Source organism: Streptomyces sp. JJ36 (assembly GCF_021696945.1).
GTDB lineage: Bacteria > Actinomycetota > Actinomycetes > Streptomycetales > Streptomycetaceae > Streptomyces.
Genome location: NZ_JACYHE010000104.1, coordinates 1 through 15029, shown reverse-complemented (window position 1 = coordinate 15029; position 15029 = coordinate 1). Strand labels below are relative to the sequence as shown.

The 15029-nt window shown below is 73.7% G+C and carries 15 protein-coding genes, 1 tRNA gene and 1 pseudogene; 7 read left to right on the top strand and 10 right to left on the bottom strand.

From position 1 onward, the window contains the following. The 4 genes and pseudogenes from HOY81_RS25390 to HOY81_RS25375 form a co-directional block, all read right to left on the bottom strand. A pseudogene (locus HOY81_RS25390) lies at positions 1-993 on the bottom strand (hypothetical protein); the annotation flags it as partial. Further along, positions 990-1619 (bottom strand): aminodeoxychorismate/anthranilate synthase component II, encoded by a 630-nt coding sequence (locus HOY81_RS25385; protein WP_237323044.1) that lies wholly within the window; start codon positions 1617-1619, stop codon positions 990-992. The pseudogene HOY81_RS25390 and the gene HOY81_RS25385, both read right to left, overlap by 4 nt. 2 nt (positions 1620-1621) lie before the next feature. Continuing rightward, positions 1622-1777 (bottom strand): hypothetical protein, encoded by a 156-nt coding sequence (locus HOY81_RS25380; protein ID WP_237323043.1) that lies wholly within the window; start codon positions 1775-1777, stop codon positions 1622-1624. Between the two features lie 168 nt (positions 1778-1945). After that, positions 1946-2683 (bottom strand): DUF881 domain-containing protein, encoded by a 738-nt coding sequence (locus HOY81_RS25375; protein ID WP_237323042.1) that lies wholly within the window; start codon positions 2681-2683, stop codon positions 1946-1948. 105 nt (positions 2684-2788) lie between these two features. On the opposite strand from HOY81_RS25375, the gene crgA reads away from it, so the two are divergent. Then, positions 2789-3046, top strand: coding sequence for a cell division protein CrgA (gene crgA, locus HOY81_RS25370; RefSeq protein WP_237323041.1), 258 nt, complete (start codon positions 2789-2791; stop codon positions 3044-3046). A 271-nt stretch (positions 3047-3317) separates the two neighbouring features. On the opposite strand, the gene HOY81_RS25365 is transcribed toward crgA, so the two are convergent. After that, the gene (locus HOY81_RS25365) at positions 3318-4187 is read right to left on the bottom strand and encodes a rhomboid family intramembrane serine protease (RefSeq protein WP_237323040.1); all 870 of its coding nucleotides are present in this window, start codon (positions 4185-4187) and stop codon (positions 3318-3320) included. Between the two features lie 142 nt (positions 4188-4329). Continuing rightward, on the bottom strand, positions 4330-4857 hold the full coding sequence (locus HOY81_RS25360; RefSeq protein ID WP_237323039.1) for a peptidylprolyl isomerase: 528 nt from the start codon (positions 4855-4857) through the stop codon (positions 4330-4332). A 287-nt stretch (positions 4858-5144) separates the two neighbouring features. On the opposite strand from HOY81_RS25360, the gene HOY81_RS25355 reads away from it, so the two are divergent. After that, a complete protein-coding gene (locus HOY81_RS25355; RefSeq protein WP_237323038.1) occupies positions 5145-5861 on the top strand; it encodes a DUF5324 family protein in 717 nt (238 codons plus the stop codon). 154 nt (positions 5862-6015) lie between these two features. Here the strand turns inward: HOY81_RS25355 and HOY81_RS25350 are convergent, their stop codons facing one another. After that, entirely contained in the window at positions 6016-6219 is a 204-nt protein-coding gene (locus HOY81_RS25350) for a type II toxin-antitoxin system VapB family antitoxin (RefSeq protein WP_237323037.1), read from the bottom strand. Between the two features lie 137 nt (positions 6220-6356). After that, positions 6357-6710, bottom strand: coding sequence for a hypothetical protein (locus HOY81_RS25345; RefSeq protein WP_237323036.1), 354 nt, complete (start codon positions 6708-6710; stop codon positions 6357-6359). Positions 6711-7051: 341 nt separating this feature from the next. On the opposite strand from HOY81_RS25345, the gene HOY81_RS25340 reads away from it, so the two are divergent. From HOY81_RS25340 to HOY81_RS25330, 3 genes are read left to right on the top strand one after another with little or no spacing between them, the layout of a single operon-like run. After that, a complete protein-coding gene (locus HOY81_RS25340) occupies positions 7052-7258 on the top strand; it encodes a hypothetical protein (protein ID WP_237323035.1) in 207 nt (68 codons plus the stop codon). Between the two features lie 4 nt (positions 7259-7262). Further along, entirely contained in the window at positions 7263-8513 is a 1251-nt protein-coding gene (locus HOY81_RS25335) for a hypothetical protein (RefSeq protein ID WP_237323034.1), read from the top strand. Between the two features lie 11 nt (positions 8514-8524). Next, entirely contained in the window at positions 8525-10870 is a 2346-nt protein-coding gene (locus tag HOY81_RS25330) for an ATP-binding SpoIIE family protein phosphatase (protein ID WP_237323033.1), read from the top strand. 491 nt (positions 10871-11361) lie between these two features. Here the strand turns inward: HOY81_RS25330 and HOY81_RS25325 are convergent. Beyond that, positions 11362-11434, bottom strand: a tRNA-Ala gene (locus HOY81_RS25325). Between the two features lie 142 nt (positions 11435-11576). On the opposite strand from HOY81_RS25325, the gene HOY81_RS25320 reads away from it, so the two are divergent. Next, positions 11577-12128: a DNA-binding protein gene (locus tag HOY81_RS25320; protein WP_237323032.1), complete on the top strand. Its 552-nt coding sequence runs from the start codon at positions 11577-11579 to the stop codon at positions 12126-12128. Beyond that, positions 12129-13532, top strand: a complete 1404-nt coding sequence (locus HOY81_RS25315; RefSeq protein ID WP_237323031.1) for a serine/threonine-protein kinase — start codon at positions 12129-12131, stop codon at positions 13530-13532. It abuts the gene before it with no gap. A gap of 127 nt (positions 13533-13659) precedes the next feature. On the opposite strand, the gene HOY81_RS25310 is transcribed toward HOY81_RS25315, so the two are convergent. After that, positions 13660-15029 (bottom strand): hypothetical protein (locus HOY81_RS25310; RefSeq protein ID WP_237323030.1); only part of this gene is annotated, 1370 nt, incomplete at its 5' end.

Sequence of the window (15029 nt, the reverse complement as noted above, 5' to 3'; positions counted from 1 at the left end):
GGCGCCGCGACGGCGCGCGCCACGGCCCTTCGCGGCCTTCCGCCGCGCGGCCCGGCCGCCGGGCACCGGCTCGGAACGGGCCGCCTCCGGGGACCGGGCCGCCTCCCCGGAACGGGCGGCCAGCTCCGCCGGGCCGGGCCGGCGCAGGCCCAGCGTCCGGTCCTCCTCCTCGCTGCGGTCCGCCGCACCGGACGTCCGGAGGCCCGGCCGGTCCGCCGGGGTACGGGTGCCCGCGGCCGGCGCCGCGGCCCCGGGGTCCAGGACGGGCAGCGCGGCCGTCTCCGCCACGTCCCCCGCCTCCGGGCCCGTACCGTCCATACGTCCGGCCTCCGCACCCCACGCCGCACCGCGCCCCCGACTCCGGGGGCCCGGACTCGCGGGCCCCTGACCCACGGGGCCCGGGCTCGCGGAATGCGGACTCGCGGGGTCCGGACGTGCGGGACCGGGGCCTGCGGGCCCCGGTCCCGCACGCCCCGGGTCGGTCTGCCCCACCGCACCGGTGCGCCCCCAGGTGCCCTGCGGCGGCTCCACCGCGCCCTGGGCCGGCGCCGCGGCACCGGGCGACTCCACCTCCCGGTGCGGGCGGAACCAGGGCGAGGAGGGGCCGTTCTCGGCGGCCTCCTCCCTCTCCGGAGGGGCGGACGCGCCCGGCTGCGGTGTGCGCTGCCCCGGCAGCGGGTCGTTCAGCGGATCGGCGAGCGCGTTCACGGCCGCCTGGTACGCGTCCGGCTGCTCCTCGTACGGACCGGGGTAGGGCTCGGGATACGGCTCGGGGTACGGCCCGCCGGCCTGCTCCCCGTACCCCCCGCCGTACGCGGCGGCCCCCGGGTACGCCCCCGTGGGCGCCCCGCCGTACCCGGCTCCGGCGTCCCCGGCCGGGCGGCCGTAGGGCTCCCCGTGCGCCTCCCCGTACGGATCGTCGTACCGGTCCTCGTACCGGTCCCCGGGGGGCCCGCCCCACCCCCCCTCGTGCTCCGGACGCACCGGCGTCACACACCTACCACCGGAGCGAGGCCCGCGGACCGCTCCACGGCGGCGGCGTCGCCGCACTCCGCCAGCCAGTTGGCGAGCATCCGGTGCCCGCCCTCGGTCAGCACCGACTCGGGGTGGAACTGCACGCCCTCCACCGGGAGTTCCCGGTGTCGCAGTCCCATGACCAGGCCGCTGTCCGTCCAGGCGGTGATGTGCAGCGCCTCCGGGACGGTCTCCCGCTCGACACCCAGCGAGTGGTAGCGCGTCGCGGTGAACGGGGAGGGCAGCCCGGCGAAGACGCCCGCCCCCTCGTGGCTCACCGCCGAGGTCTTGCCGTGCAGCAGCTCGGGGGCGCGGTCGACCACTGCTCCGTAGGCGACGGCCATCGACTGCATGCCGAGGCAGACGCCGAAGACGGGCGTGCCCGTCCCGGCGCAGTGCCGCACCATGTCCACGCAGACGCCGGCCTGCTCCGGGGTGCCGGGGCCGGGGGAGAGCAGCACACCGTCGAAGCCGTCGTCGGCGTGCCCGGTGCGGACCGCGTCGTTCCGCACCACCTCGCACTCGGCACCGAGCTGGTGGAGGTACTGCACGAGGTTGAAGACGAAGCTGTCGTAGTTGTCGACGACGAGAATGCGTGCGCCCATGATCACTCAACCGTCACATCGTTGAAGGGCAGCAGCGGCTCCGCCCAGGGGAAGACGTACTGGAAGAGCAGATAGACCACGCCGAGCGCCAGCACGAGCGAGATGAGCGCCCGCACCGGCGCGTTCCCGGGCAGATGCCGCCAGATCCAGCCGTACATCCTGTGGTGCCGTCCCTTCCGTTCGCGCGCCGTACCGGCGCGCCCTCCAGAGTAAGGGGAGGCCGTCGGGCCGGGCGGGCGAGTCGGCCAACGCGTGAGCCACGCAACGCGTACGGCGCACTCCGCTGCGCCTGCGCGCCCTCCGCACGCCCCCGGAGGGCGCCGGTGTCACTCCACGGGTTCGGCGTGCTGGAGGTCGACGGTGCCGGAGTAGCCGGGCAGCGTGGTGGCGGAGTCCTCCTCGACCTCCCATCCGAGGCCGTACGCCTCGACGTACCCCAGGTAGTTCTGGATCGCGGGCGAGGTGTCCAGCGCCTTCCGCAGCGCGTCCGGGTCGCCGACGGCGGTCACCGTGTAGGGCGGGGAGTAGACGCGGCCCTGGAGGATCAGGGTGTTGCCGACGCAGCGCACGGCGCTGGTGCTGATCAGCCGCTGGTCCATGACCCGGATGCCCTCGGCCCCGCCCTTCCACAGCGCGTTCACCACCGCCTGCAGGTCCTGCTGGTGGATCACCAGGTCGTTGGGCGACGGGTCGGGCACGCCGGGGATGAGCGGGACGGCGTCGGTCGGGGCGTCGGTGAGGGTGACGCTCAGCGAGGGGCCGGAGACCGTGGTGGTGCCGGCGTCCTTCTTCACCCGGCGCAGGGCGCGCTCCTCGGCCGCGGTGGCGCCGCCGTCGCGCTCGGCGAGGGCGTCGACCTCGCGGCGCAGCTCGGCGGCGGAGGACTCCAGTGCGGCGTTCTTCTCGCTGCGCTCCCGGATCAGGTCGGAGAGGCGCAGCATGGAGGCGTCGGTGCGGATGTCGGTGCCCCGTGCGGTGTCGAAGCTGATCCAGAACAGCAGGCCGGCGAGGGCGAAGACGGCGATCGATCCCAGCCTGGCAGGCCTGATGCGAAATCCGGACACGTACCCTGGTCTCCCTCCACCGCCGTTACGGACTACGCTAACGGACCACAGCCCCAGCGATTCACCCCAGCGCGGTCACGAAGCGCATCGACAGGAGAGTTCCTCGTGCCGAAGTCACGGATCCGCAAGAAGGATGATTTCACTCCGCCCCCGGAGAAGAAGCAGAACATCGACCTGTCGGGGGGCGGTCGCCGGTGGGTCGCCCCGCTGATGCTCGCGCTGTTCGGCCTGGGCCTGGCCTGGATCGTCGTCTTCTACGTGACGGGCGGCGACCTCCCGGTCGACGCCCTGGGCAACTGGAACATCGTGGTCGGCTTCGGCTTCATCGCGGGCGGCTTCGTCGTCTCCACCCAGTGGAAGTAGGCCCTCCGGGGACCTCCCCCCAAAGTTTTCCACAGGCTGATCCACAGAGTGGAAAACTTACGAAGATCTGTGGATAACTCAACGCCCTCCCCGCCCCCACCCGCCCGTCCCGGTCTGCTCGCTCACCCGTTCCCCCTGATCATGCAGCATGTACGCACGTGCGAGCGGGCCCGGACGGGCGTGCGCCACCGCATGCATCAGATCATCCACCCACTGTGGACAACTTTGAGGGCGCGGAGGCGCGGAGGTGCGGAGAGCCTCCGCCCCGGCCTCACCCCGTCAGTGCCAGGGTGCGCAGCACGCACACCGCCAGGATCACCAGCAGCACGGCGGCGCAGGTGCCGTACTGCACCAGGGTGCGCCGCTCGCGCGGGGCGTGGACCATCGCGTAGGCGATGAGCGCACCGGCCACCAGGCCGCCGATGTGCGCCTCCCAGGCGATGTTGGCCCAGGTGAAGGTGAAGACCAGGTTGATCGCCAGCAGGACGACGATCGGGCGCATGTCGTACCGGAGCCGGCGTACCAGCACCGCGGTGGCGCCGAACAGTCCGAAGATCGCGCCGGAGGCGCCGAGCGAGGCCTGGGCGGGGGCGGCGACGAGATAGGTGAGCGCGCTGCCGCCCAGCGCCGAGAGCAGATAGAGCGTGAGGAAGCGGGCTCTGCCGAGCGCCGACTCCAGCGGCGGCCCCAGGAACCACAGGGCCAGCATGTTCATGGCGATGTGCCAGATCTCCTCGTGCAGGAACGCCGAGGTGAGCAGCCGCCACCACTGCCCCTCGGCCACGCCCTCGACCGGACCCAACGGCTCCGTCGTGGCCCGGCCGAAGAGCAGCAGGCCGTCCAGGAGGCGGTCGCCCGCGGCCTGGACCGCGACGAACAGGGCGACGTTGATCCCGAGCAGGATCTTGGTGACCAGCCGCGGGTCCGCGGCGACCGTGCCGCCGGCCAGCGTCCGCGGCCGGTTGGCGTCCGGCGCGTGACCGGTGCCGGAACCGCTGCGGACGCATTCGGGACACTGGAAGCCCACGGATGCCGTGATCATGCAGTCCGTGCAGATGGGGCGCTCGCAGCGCGTGCAGCGTATGCCGGTCTCCCGGTCCGGATGCCGGTAGCAGGTGGCCACCGACTGGTGCTGGTCCATGAGCTTCCCTTCCCGCCCGTACCGCCCCGCCTGTCCTGTGTACGGTCAGGCGGGGCGGAACAGTTCCCGAGCCGTGGGCGCGTCTTCCCGAGCCGCGGGCGCGTGTCCGGGCCGCGGCCGCGTCTCCGGGCCGTGGACCGGGTCAGCGCTGCTCGATGACGACCGACTCGATGACGACGTCCTTCACCGGGCGGTCGGTGCGCGGGTTGGTCTGGGTGGCGCCGATGGCGTCCACGACCTTCTTGCCGGCCTCGTCGGCGACCTCGCCGAAGATGGTGTGCTTGCCGGTCAGCCACATCGTGGGAGCGACGGTGATGAAGAACTGCGAGCCGTTGGTGCCCGGGCCGGCGTTCGCCATGGCCAGCAGGTAGGGCTTGTCGAAGGCGAGGTCCGGGTGGATCTCGTCCTCGAACTCGTACCCCGGGCCGCCGGTGCCGTTCCCCAGCGGGTCGCCGCCCTGGATCATGAAGTCGCTGATCACGCGGTGGAAGACCGTGCCGTCGTACAGCTTGTCCGTCGTCTTCTGGCCGGTCCGCGGGTGGGTCCACTCCCGGGAGCCCTCGGCGAGCTCGACGAAGTTCTTGACCGTCTTCGGCGCGTGGTTCGGGAACAGCCGGACCGCGATGTCGCCGTGGTTGGTCTTCAGGGTGGCGTAAAGCTGCTCAGCCACGATCTACCTTCCATCTGTCTGCAGTGACCCTCCCGATCCTCCCACGGACGGCCGGAAAAGCACGGACCCCCTCGCACGGGCCCCGCCCGGGCCCGCGGGGAGGGGCCCCGGCCGGCGCCCGCGCGGTCACGCCCCGCGGCCGGACCGTGACCCGGATGCGCCGGAGCGGGTGCCGCACGGACCCGGCGCAGGCATGATCTCCCCTACGGGTGGAATGCGACAGTGTGTCGTTTTGGAGGGACGAGGAACCCCTCGAGTACGTGACACACCACCGAGGAGGAGGAAACGTGACCCGCATCGACAGCGCGCGCGCCGCGGCCGGCAGCGCCAGGGAGAGCATGCGGCACGCCGCGGAGGTGGTGACGCCCTACGCGGAGACCGCGCGGGACGCTGCCTCGCACTACGCGCACGAGGCGGGCGCGCGCCTGGGCCCGAAGGTCTCGTCCGCGGCGCGGCAGGCCCGCCGGACCGCGCGTGACAACTACGACGTCCATGTCGTGCCGCGCATCGCCCAGGCACGCGGCGCGCTGCCCCACGAGGTCGACGAGGCGGCCTGCCGCGCGGCGGAGCACACGCGCCGCGCCGCCCGGCAGGCCGGGGCGTACGCGAAGCCGCGTGTCGAACAGGTGCGCGCGGCGGCCGGGCCCGCCCGCGAGGAGGCGGTCGTCCGCAGCGCGGCGGCGGTGGCGGCGATGCGCCACCACGTGACCGCGCGGGACATCGAGAAGCTGGCCAAGCGGCGCCGCCGCCGGGCGCGCAACGGCCGGGTGGCCAAGCGCCTGGGCCTGCTCGGGATCCTGGCGGGTGCCGGCTACGCGGCCTGGCGCTGGTGGGACCGGCAGGCCAACCCGGACTGGCTGGTGGAGCCGCCGGCGGCCACCGAGGTGGACGACCGCACCACTCTCTCCTCCGTGGACGGCACCGGTGACCGCGACCGGCTGCTGGACCCGGAGGTGGAGGCGAAGCAGGCGGAGTCGGACCAGGAGCCCGGCGAAGGGCGCTGAGGCGCCCGCCCCGCCGCCACGGACGACCGTGCACGGGCGCGCGGCCCCGCAGGCCCGCGGGGCCGACGCCACCACGAGCGCGGGGCCGTGTCACCGGCCCCGCGCTCGTCGCATACGCGTACGCCCCCCGAGGCCGGCCCCCGTCCGGCGCGGCTCAGTCGGCGTGCGGGTCCTTCGGCCGGTGCTCCATCTCGCGGCGGGCGTCCTCGCTGCGCCCGGTGCGCGCCTCGGTGCGGTGCCCGCGGGCGATGTAGTCCCGTACGGCCGCCTCCACGGCGTCCTGCGGGGAGCCCGCCCCGGAGAGGACCATGGCCTCCACGGCGAGCTCGGCGTCGAGACTGATGCTGACCCTGGCCATCGTTCCCCCTTCCGCGCACCGGCGCCCGCCGGTGGCGCGCGCTCCGCGCGGCGTCCCGCCACGCCGCCAGTATGCCGTTCGGCGGGCCGGTTGCCACGGCCTCGGCACCCACCGGCCCGTACGGCGGACCCGCCCGCTCAGGGGTCCCAGGGGAGCGGCCGCCGGGGACGGCCGAGGCGGCGCCGCCGCGCCTCGCGGCGCACCGCGGCCGGGTGGCGCCAGGTCGGCACCCCGCTGTAGTCCTCTCCGGGCACGGCGAGCACCACGTCCTGCGTCCCCGGTGCGAAGAAGCTCACCGGCTCCGGCTCGGGCCGCAGCCGCCCGTCCCCGGCCTCGGCCCGGGTGAAGAGCGGCAGCTCCAGCTCGTACCACCAGGAGCCGTCGGCCTCCTGGCGCCGCCCGCGCACGACGGTGAGGACGGCCTGCCCGTCCGGCAGCCGCACCACCGCGACGGGGCCGTCCGCACCGGAGAGCTCCTCTGCACCGCGCACCGTTCGATTCTAGTTCGAATACTCCCCCCCGGGGCGCGCCCGCCCACCGTTCCACCCGCCGCCCGGGAGGGCGCGACACGCAGAGGTCGCGCGGCGGAACGGCAGGGCGACGTGCGCCGACGGACGCGGACGGGCCGAGCCCTGAGCGTGCCGGACGCCGCCGGGACACCGGGCGCCGGAGCGGCTCGCGCCGGCCCTGGCGTGGCACCGGGGACATCTCGGCGCGGCGTGGGACGCCGTACTGGTCACCCAGCACAGCCCACTGCCATGTTGCCCCTTTTAGTACGATATCGGCATCCAGTCGATCACCAAGCGTCACATGAGGGGTGCGGAGGCGGCCCATGGCTCAGCCGCGAGACGACAAGCAGCTCACCCAGCGCCTGACGGCCACCGGGGCGCTGGGGTTCCTGCTGATCACTCCGCCCTTCTTGGCGCAGTTCGACAGCATGAACCGGATCCTCGGCGTCCCGGTTCTCGGGGCCTATCTCTATCTCGTCTGGGCGGTCGTGATCGCTCTGGTCGCCGTCATCGCCGGCAGACCGAGGTAGTGCCGTGCTCCAGACCTGGGTCATCGTCACTGTCTCGGTCGTGTACCTCGGCGTGCTCTTCGCCGTGGCCTTCTACGGTGACCGGCGGGCGGACGCCGGCCGGAGCCTGATCAACAACGCCACGATCTACGCCCTGTCCTTTGCGGTGTACAACACCGCGTGGTCGTTCTACGGCAGCGTCGGCCAGGCCGCCACGGCCGGGGTCGGCGGCTTCCTGCCGATCTATCTGGGGCCCACCGTCATGCTCGCGCTGGGCTGGCTGGTGCTGCGCAGAATCATCCGGGTCAGCCGCCGGCACCGGATCACCTCGCTGTCCGACTTCGTCTCCGCCCGCTACGGCAAGAGCGCGCTGCTGGGCGGCCTGGTGACGGTCGTCGCCGTGATCGGCATCGTCCCCTACATCGCGCTGCAGCTCAAAGCGGTCTCCAACACCTTTGAGATCATTCGGCGGTACCCGCGGATCACCTCCCCCTCGGAGCTCGGCCACACCCCGCTGTTCCAGGACACCGGGTTGTACGTAGCCCTGCTGCTCGCCGCGTTCACCATTCTCTTCGGCACCCGCCACCTGGACGCCACCGAACGTCACGAGGGCATGGTCGCTGCCATCGCGTTCGAGTCCGTGGTCAAACTCATGGCGTTCCTCGCGGTCGGGATCTTCGTGACCTTCGGGGTGTTCGGGGGATTCGGCGACGTGTTCGCCCAGGCAACGGACGCCCGCCTCACCTCGGTGTTCACACTGGAGGAGACCAGCTACGGCACGTGGGTCTGGCTCACGGTGCTGTCCATGCTGGCGATCGTGCTGCTGCCCCGGCAGTGGCAGATCAGCGTTGTCGAGAACGTCGACGAGAAGCACCTCAAGCGGGCGATGTGGCTGTTCCCGCTGTACCTGTTCGCGAACAGCGTCTTCATGCTTCCGATCACGGCCGGTGGGCTGCTGCAGTTCGGGGCGGACGTCGACGCCGACACCTATGTGCTGGCCATGCCGATGGCCGAAGGTCAGCAGGCACTCGCGCTGTTCGTCTTCATCGGCGGCGTCAGCGCGGCGACCGGCATGATCATCGTGGAGGCGATCGCGCTCAGCACCATGGTGTCGAACTCACTCGTGATGCCGCTGCTGCTGCGCGGCACGTCCCGCCTCACACGCCGAGACGATCTCTCCGGACTGGTACTGGGCATTCGCCGGGCGACCATCGTGCTGATCCTGCTGCTCGGGTACGCGTACTTCCGGTTCGCAGGCGAGGGCAATCGCTGGTGACGATCGGCCTGGTGTCGTTCGGGGCCGTCGCACAGTTCGCGCCCGCCATCCTGGGCGGCCTGTTCTGGAAGAACGGTACCCGCCGGGGCGTACTGGTCGGCCTGACGGCGGGGTTCGTCGTCTGGGCGTACACCCTGCTGCTGCCGAGCTTCGCCCAGGCCGGGCTGCTGCCGATGTCGTTCCTGCGGGAGGGCCCGCTCGGCATCGAGCTGCTCCGGCCGCAGCAGTTGTTCGGCCTGGCGGGAATGGACCCGATCGGCCATGCGATGTTCTGGAGTGCCCTGCTGAACGTCGGCGGGTATGTCGCAGTCTCCCTCGCCGGGCGACCGGATGACGCCGAGCGGGCGCAGGCGGTGCAGTTCACCGAAACCCTCGCAGAGCCCGCCGGGGAGCGGCACTGGCAGGTCCGTGCCACGGCCGGCGCCTTGCAGACCCTGCTGGAGCGCTTCCTCGGGCGGGAGGGCGCCCAGCGGGCATTGCGCTCCTACCCCGGCAGGAGGCCCGGCTCGCCGGCGGCCGAAGCACCCCCTGAGCTGGTCCACCACGCGGAATCCCAGCTCGCCGGCTCGGTGGGCGCGGCCTCCGCACGCCTTGCGATCAGCGCGGCAGCCGGGGGGAAGGAGGTCGGCACCGAGGCGGTGATGGAGATGATCGGCGAGGCGTCGCAGAGGATCGAGCTGGTCCGCGGCCGGCTGAGGCTGCTCTACGACGCGACCGGCGGCATCGGCACCACCCTCGATGTGACGCGTACGGCCGAAGAGCTGGCGCAGGTCGCGGTTCCGCGCTTCGCCGACTACCTCAGCGTCGACCTGGCCGAGCCCGTGCTGCGCGGCGACGAACCGGGAGTGGACGGCGCCGTCAACAGCGGCACCAAGTGGATGCGGCGGGTGGCCCTCAGCGGCATCCGCGACGACGCCCCCCTCTTCGCCGTCGGGGACCTGATCACTCTCGTGCCGTCCTCGCCACAGGCCCGCAGCATCGACAGCGGGCAAGCGGCTCGTCTCAGCGCATCCCCGGGATGGCAGGCGATCGATCCCACACGGGCCTCCCGCGTCATCGCCTACGGAATCCATTCGCTCGTCGCGGCGCCGTTGTCCGCCCGTGGCGTGCTGCTGGGCGTCGTGACCTTCTGGCGCTCCGAGAAGCCCGAGCCCTTCGAGCCGGAGGACCTCTCCCTCGCAGCCGAACTGGCCGCCCGAGCCGCCGTGTCCCTCGACAACGCGCGGCGCTACACCCGTGAGCACGGCATGGCCGTGGCGCTGCAACGGAGACTGCTGCCCCGCGCGCTGCCCCAGCAGAGCGCCGTCGAGGCCGCTTCCCGCTACCTGCCCGCGCGGGAGGGAGCCAGCGGCGACTGGTTCGACGTCATCCCGCTGCCGGGCGCCAGGGTCGCACTGGTCATCGGCGACGTCGTCGGGCACGGAGTGCATGCCGCCGCCACCATGGGGCAGCTGCGCACCGCCGTGCACAACTTCTCCACCCTCGATCTGGCGCCCGCCGAACTGCTGCGGTATCTCGATGAGTTGGTCACCCTCATCGATCAGGACGCGATCGCGGCCGGCGACCAGACCACCGTCACCGGCGCCACCTGCCTGTACGCGGTCTACGACTCCGTGTCGGGCACCTGTGCCATCGCCCGGGCCGGCCACCTGACGCCCGCGCTCGCCCGCCCCGACGGGACGGTGGAGTTCCTGGACGTACCGTCCGGCCTTCCCCTGGGCATCGGCGGACAGCCCTTCGAGTCCGCCGAGTTCCCCCTGCCCGAGGGCAGCCGGCTCGTTCTGTTCACCGACGGCCTCGTCGAACGCCGCGACCAGGACATCGACACCGGGCTCCGCGTGCTCGACGAGACGCTGGCGTACGCGGACCGGTCGCCCGAAGAGACCTGCGACGCCGTGCTCGAGGCTCTGTTCCCGGAGCGCCAGCGCGACGACATCGCGCTGCTCGTCGCCCGTACGCAGGTGCTGGGGGCCGAGCAGGTCGCCGAGTGGGACGTGGAGTCCGACCCCGCCGCCCTGCACCGGGTACGCGCCGCCTGCTCCGCTCGGCTCACGGAGTGGGAGCTGGAGGAGCTTGTGGACACCACGGAGCTGATCGTCAGCGAACTGACCACCAACGCCATGCGCCACGCCGTCGGACCCCTCACGTTGCGGCTGATCCGCGACCGTACGCTCATCTGCGAGGTCTACGACCACAGCAGCACCTCCCCGCACCTGCGCCATGCGGCCACGATGGACGAGGGCGGACGGGGACTCTTCCTCGTCGCCCAGTGCTCCGAACGCTGGGGCACGCGCTACATCGACGGCGGCAAGGTCATCTGGGCCGAGCAGACGATGCCGGGCACGCTCGGCAGCTGACCGGAACCGCTCCGGTCGTGGCCACGACGAGCTTCCCCCGCCCGTCACCGGCCCTCCGGCTCTGCTGGTCCGGGGCCGGGACCGGCACCGGGACTGCGCCGCCCCGAGGAGCCCCCGCGAGACGACCTCGCCCAGCGGCAGTGCCCCGCTGGTGCCGCGGCCGAACGCGCCCTCGCCGAGCGACCCGGGGGCCCCGTCCACCAGGTGGACCAGGCCCGCCGGAGCGCCGTCGGCACCCGCCTCGCCCGGGCCGGCGCTTCCCACCGGCCGCACCGGGCCGTATCCACCAGCCAAGGGGAGCCTTCGCCGCTCCGGGCCCGCCGGCCCGGAGGAGCCCGGGGGACCAGCAGGGGAGAGAACTCCCGGCACACCCCTGGGGAACCGTGCCCCGGAGCCGCCCGTCCGCACCACCCTGCTGACACACCACCCCGGACAACCGGGCAAGAAACCCCCTCCGACCGTGTCTCCGCAGGTCAGAGGGGGTATCGCGGTGGAGCCTAGGAGAGTCGAACTCCTGACATCCGCCATGCAAAGACGGCGCTCTACCAACTGAGCTAAGGCCCCGCTGCGGAACAGCGTACCGGGTCTCCCGGCAGAATTCCGACCGGGTATCGCCCCGCGCCCATCACCCTCCGTAGGATGCACGGCAAGTTCGCGCCAGCGAAGCGCTGGTGAGCGCCGTAGGGGAGTCCCGGGGAGAGACGCGATGGACGCAGCACAGCAGGAAGCCGCCGCCAAGGCGAGAGAGCTGCAGACCCAGTGGTACGGGGAACCGCTGGGAACCCTGTTCCGGCGACTGATCGAGGATCTCGGGCTGAACCAGGCCCGGCTGGCCACCGTGCTGGGCCTCTCCGCCCCCATGCTCTCCCAGCTCATGAGCGGCCAGCGCGCCAAAATCGGCAACCCGGCGGTGGTGCAGCGGGTGCAGGCGCTGCAGGAGCTGGCCGCCCAGGTGGCGCGCGGCGACATCAGCGCGGGCGACGCGACGCAACGCATGGAGGAGATCAAGCGGACCGCGGGCGGAAGCGTGCTCAACAACCACACGCACGGCGGCTCCTCCGGGGCCGCGCAGACCCCGGTCAAGCGGGTCGTCCGGGAGATCCAGGCGCTGCTGCGCTCCGTCTCGGACGCCGCGGAGATCCTGGAGGCCTCGGCCGCGCTCTCCGGCACCCACCCCGAACTGGCGGAGTTCCTGCGGGTGTACGGCGCCGGCCGCACCTCCGACGCGGTGCGGCACTACGAGGAACACCAGAGCTGAATGGGCGAGGTGTTCGCGGGCCGCTACGAACTGGCGGACCCCGTCGGGCGGGGCGGCGCCGGCGCGGTCTGGCGTGCCTGGGACCACCGGCGCGGACGGTACGTCGCCGCGAAGGTGCTGCAGCAGAGCGACGCCCACACCCTGCTGCGCTTCGTGCGGGAGCAGGCGTTGCGCATCGACCACCCGCACGTGCTGGCGCCCGCGAGCTGGGCCGCCGACGACGACAAGGTCCTCTTCACCATGGACCTGGTCGCCGGCGGCTCGCTGGCCCATCTCGTCGCGGAGTACGGGCCGTTGCCGCCCGCGTTCACCTGTACGCTGCTCGACCAGCTCCTCGCCGGGCTCTCGGCGGTGCACGCGGAGGAGGTCGTGCACCGGGACGTGAAACCGGCCAACATCCTGCTGGAGCCCACCGGGACGGGTCGCCCGCATGTGCGGCTGTCGGATTTCGGCATCTCCATGCGCAAGGGCGAGCCCCGGCTCACCGAGACGGACTTCGTGGTCGGCACTCCCGGTTACTTCGCGCCGGAGCAGATGCGGGGCGCGGAGGCGGACTTCACCGCCGACCTGTACGCGGCGGGCCTGGTCGGGCTCTCGATGCTGACGGGGGAGCGGCCCGACGCCTTCGCCCTGCTGGAGGAGTACGAACGGGCCGGCGGGGTGCCGGCCGCCCCGGACGGCGTCCCGGAACCGCTCTGGCAGGTGCTCGGCGGGCTGCTGCAGCCCGACCCGCAGGACCGCTTCCGCACCGCCACCGGTGCGCGCCGGGCGCTGGCCGGGGCGGCGGAACTGCTCGCCCGGGACGACGGGCCGGAGCCGCTCATCGACGTGACCGACCGGCTCGGGCCGCTCCCGGAGGGCTTCGGGCCCTCCGGGCCGGTGGGGCGACCCGCGCGGGTGCCCGGGACGGCGCCCGGCTCGGCACCGGGCGGGGCGGCGCCTCCGGGCGCCGCGCACCGGGCCGGGGAGGTGCCCGGTGCGGCACCGGACGGCACGGCGCCGGGCGGCGAGACGTCCGGCGGGTCGCCGGAGTCCGCCACCGGGAGCTTCCACCTGGCGCCGCCACAGCCCACCGGCCCGGCCTCGGCGGCGCACCCCGGAATGCCCGGCGTGCCGGGCGCCGCGACGACGCACGCAACCCCGGTGGCGCCGCACTCCCCGGCGCACACGCACCCGGCCGTACCCGCCGCGGGCCCCGCGGGCGCGCCCGGCGCACCGTCCCGGTACGCCGTGCCACAGCCGCATCCACAGCTCCCTCCACAGCCGCATCCGGCGCCGGGCGGCGCCACGCCGGGCGGGCAGCCCGTACGCCGCCCCGGCCCCCCGGCGAAGGTGGCGGTGCCGGTGCTGCTCGTGGCGCTCCTCTGCCTGGCCGTCGGCACCTGGGCACTCACCGCCGCGTAGCGCCTGCCGGCTCAGGCGACGCGTACGGGCGTCACGTGCCCGTCTCCTGTACCGTCCGGAAGCCGCCGGACGGGTCGGCCCCGGGGCCCCGCGCCGTGGTGGATGCCGGTGGACGACTCGGGCGCGTTCAGCCCCCGTGCGGGGGCTGCGGGGCGCCGTACGGCCCTCCCGGCACCCCGGCCTCCCCCGGAGAGCGGCGGCGGGCCAGCACCGTCCACGCCCCCAGGCCCGCCAGGAGCAGCGTGCCGGTGCCGATCCCGGCGACACCGACCAGCCGCAGGGTGTCGCTCCGGCCCGCCCGGGCGGCAGCCTCCTGCGCCGACAGCCCCTGCTCGGCCTGCTCGCGTTCCGCGTCGCCGACGCCGAAGCCCGCGGCGACCGCGTCGCCGTCGTACGGCGGGCCCTGCTGGGGCGCGCCGGTGAGCGTGGTCCGCAGCGTCACCGGCACCGTGCCGTCACCGCCCCGGAGGACCTCGCGGAGACCGGCGTGGGCGTGCACCGCGACGTAGTACCAGCCGGCGTGGGCGGAGGCCGCCAGGGCGTCGTTGTAGGAGTAGCGGTTGACGTAGCGGACCGGCGGTGCGAGCAGCGGCACGGCGGCGGGGTCGTCGGGCCGGTAGGTCGCGGAGCCGCCGTCGACGTGGCCGCGCGCCGGGTTGTGGAGGTCGACGCGCACCCCGTCGCTCACATAGCCGTCGTCCGCGCCGCCCACGGTGCCGAACTCGGCGCTCAGCGCGAGCTGCTGCCCCCAGTCGACCGGCACCCGGTAGAAGCGGGTCTGGCCCGGGCGGAGCCGGTCCTTCCAGACGCCCTCGCCCATGCCCGGCGCGTCGTTGAAGCCGGTGCCGCCGGTCAGCTCCTCCGCCTCGCCGGCGGGCGGGCGGGGCGGCGTGGTGGGCAGCTCGCCGGTCTCCGGCGGGGTGGTGGAGGTGATGCTCTCAAGGCCCGGTTCGCGCATCACCCGCAGCTCCAGCGGCCAGGGCGCGGGGTCGGACGCGTCCTCCTCCGCGCGCTCCTCGCGTTCCACGGAGAAGTGGTAGACGCCGGCCTCCTGGCAGCGGCCGTCGGGTGTGCGGATGCGCCCGGCCACCGCGGCGACCGGGCGGGCGGCCCCGTCGTCGTCGATCCCGGCGTCCGCGGTGTCGCAGGTGGTGCCGTCGGCGTCCTCCAGGGTCAGCCGGATGCCGTCGCGGTAGGTGACGGCGCTGCCGGGCTCGGGGGGGGCGACCGCGGAGATCCACGGCTGGGTCTCGGCGTCGAGCTCGACGCTCCAGTACCGCTTCTCGCCGGGCGCGAGGGTGGCGGTGTAGGTGCCGCCGGCCTCCAGGCGCGGCCCGTCGGCGCTGCTCCGCGCGCCCTGGCTCCGCTCGGCGCCGTCCGCGTGCCGGTACGGCGGCAGGTCGCCCGGCCCGGCGGTGGCGCTGCCGGGCAGCGCGGCCACCACGCACAGGGCGCCCAGCGCGGCCAGCGCGCTCCGCGTGGCGGGTGCGGCCGCCC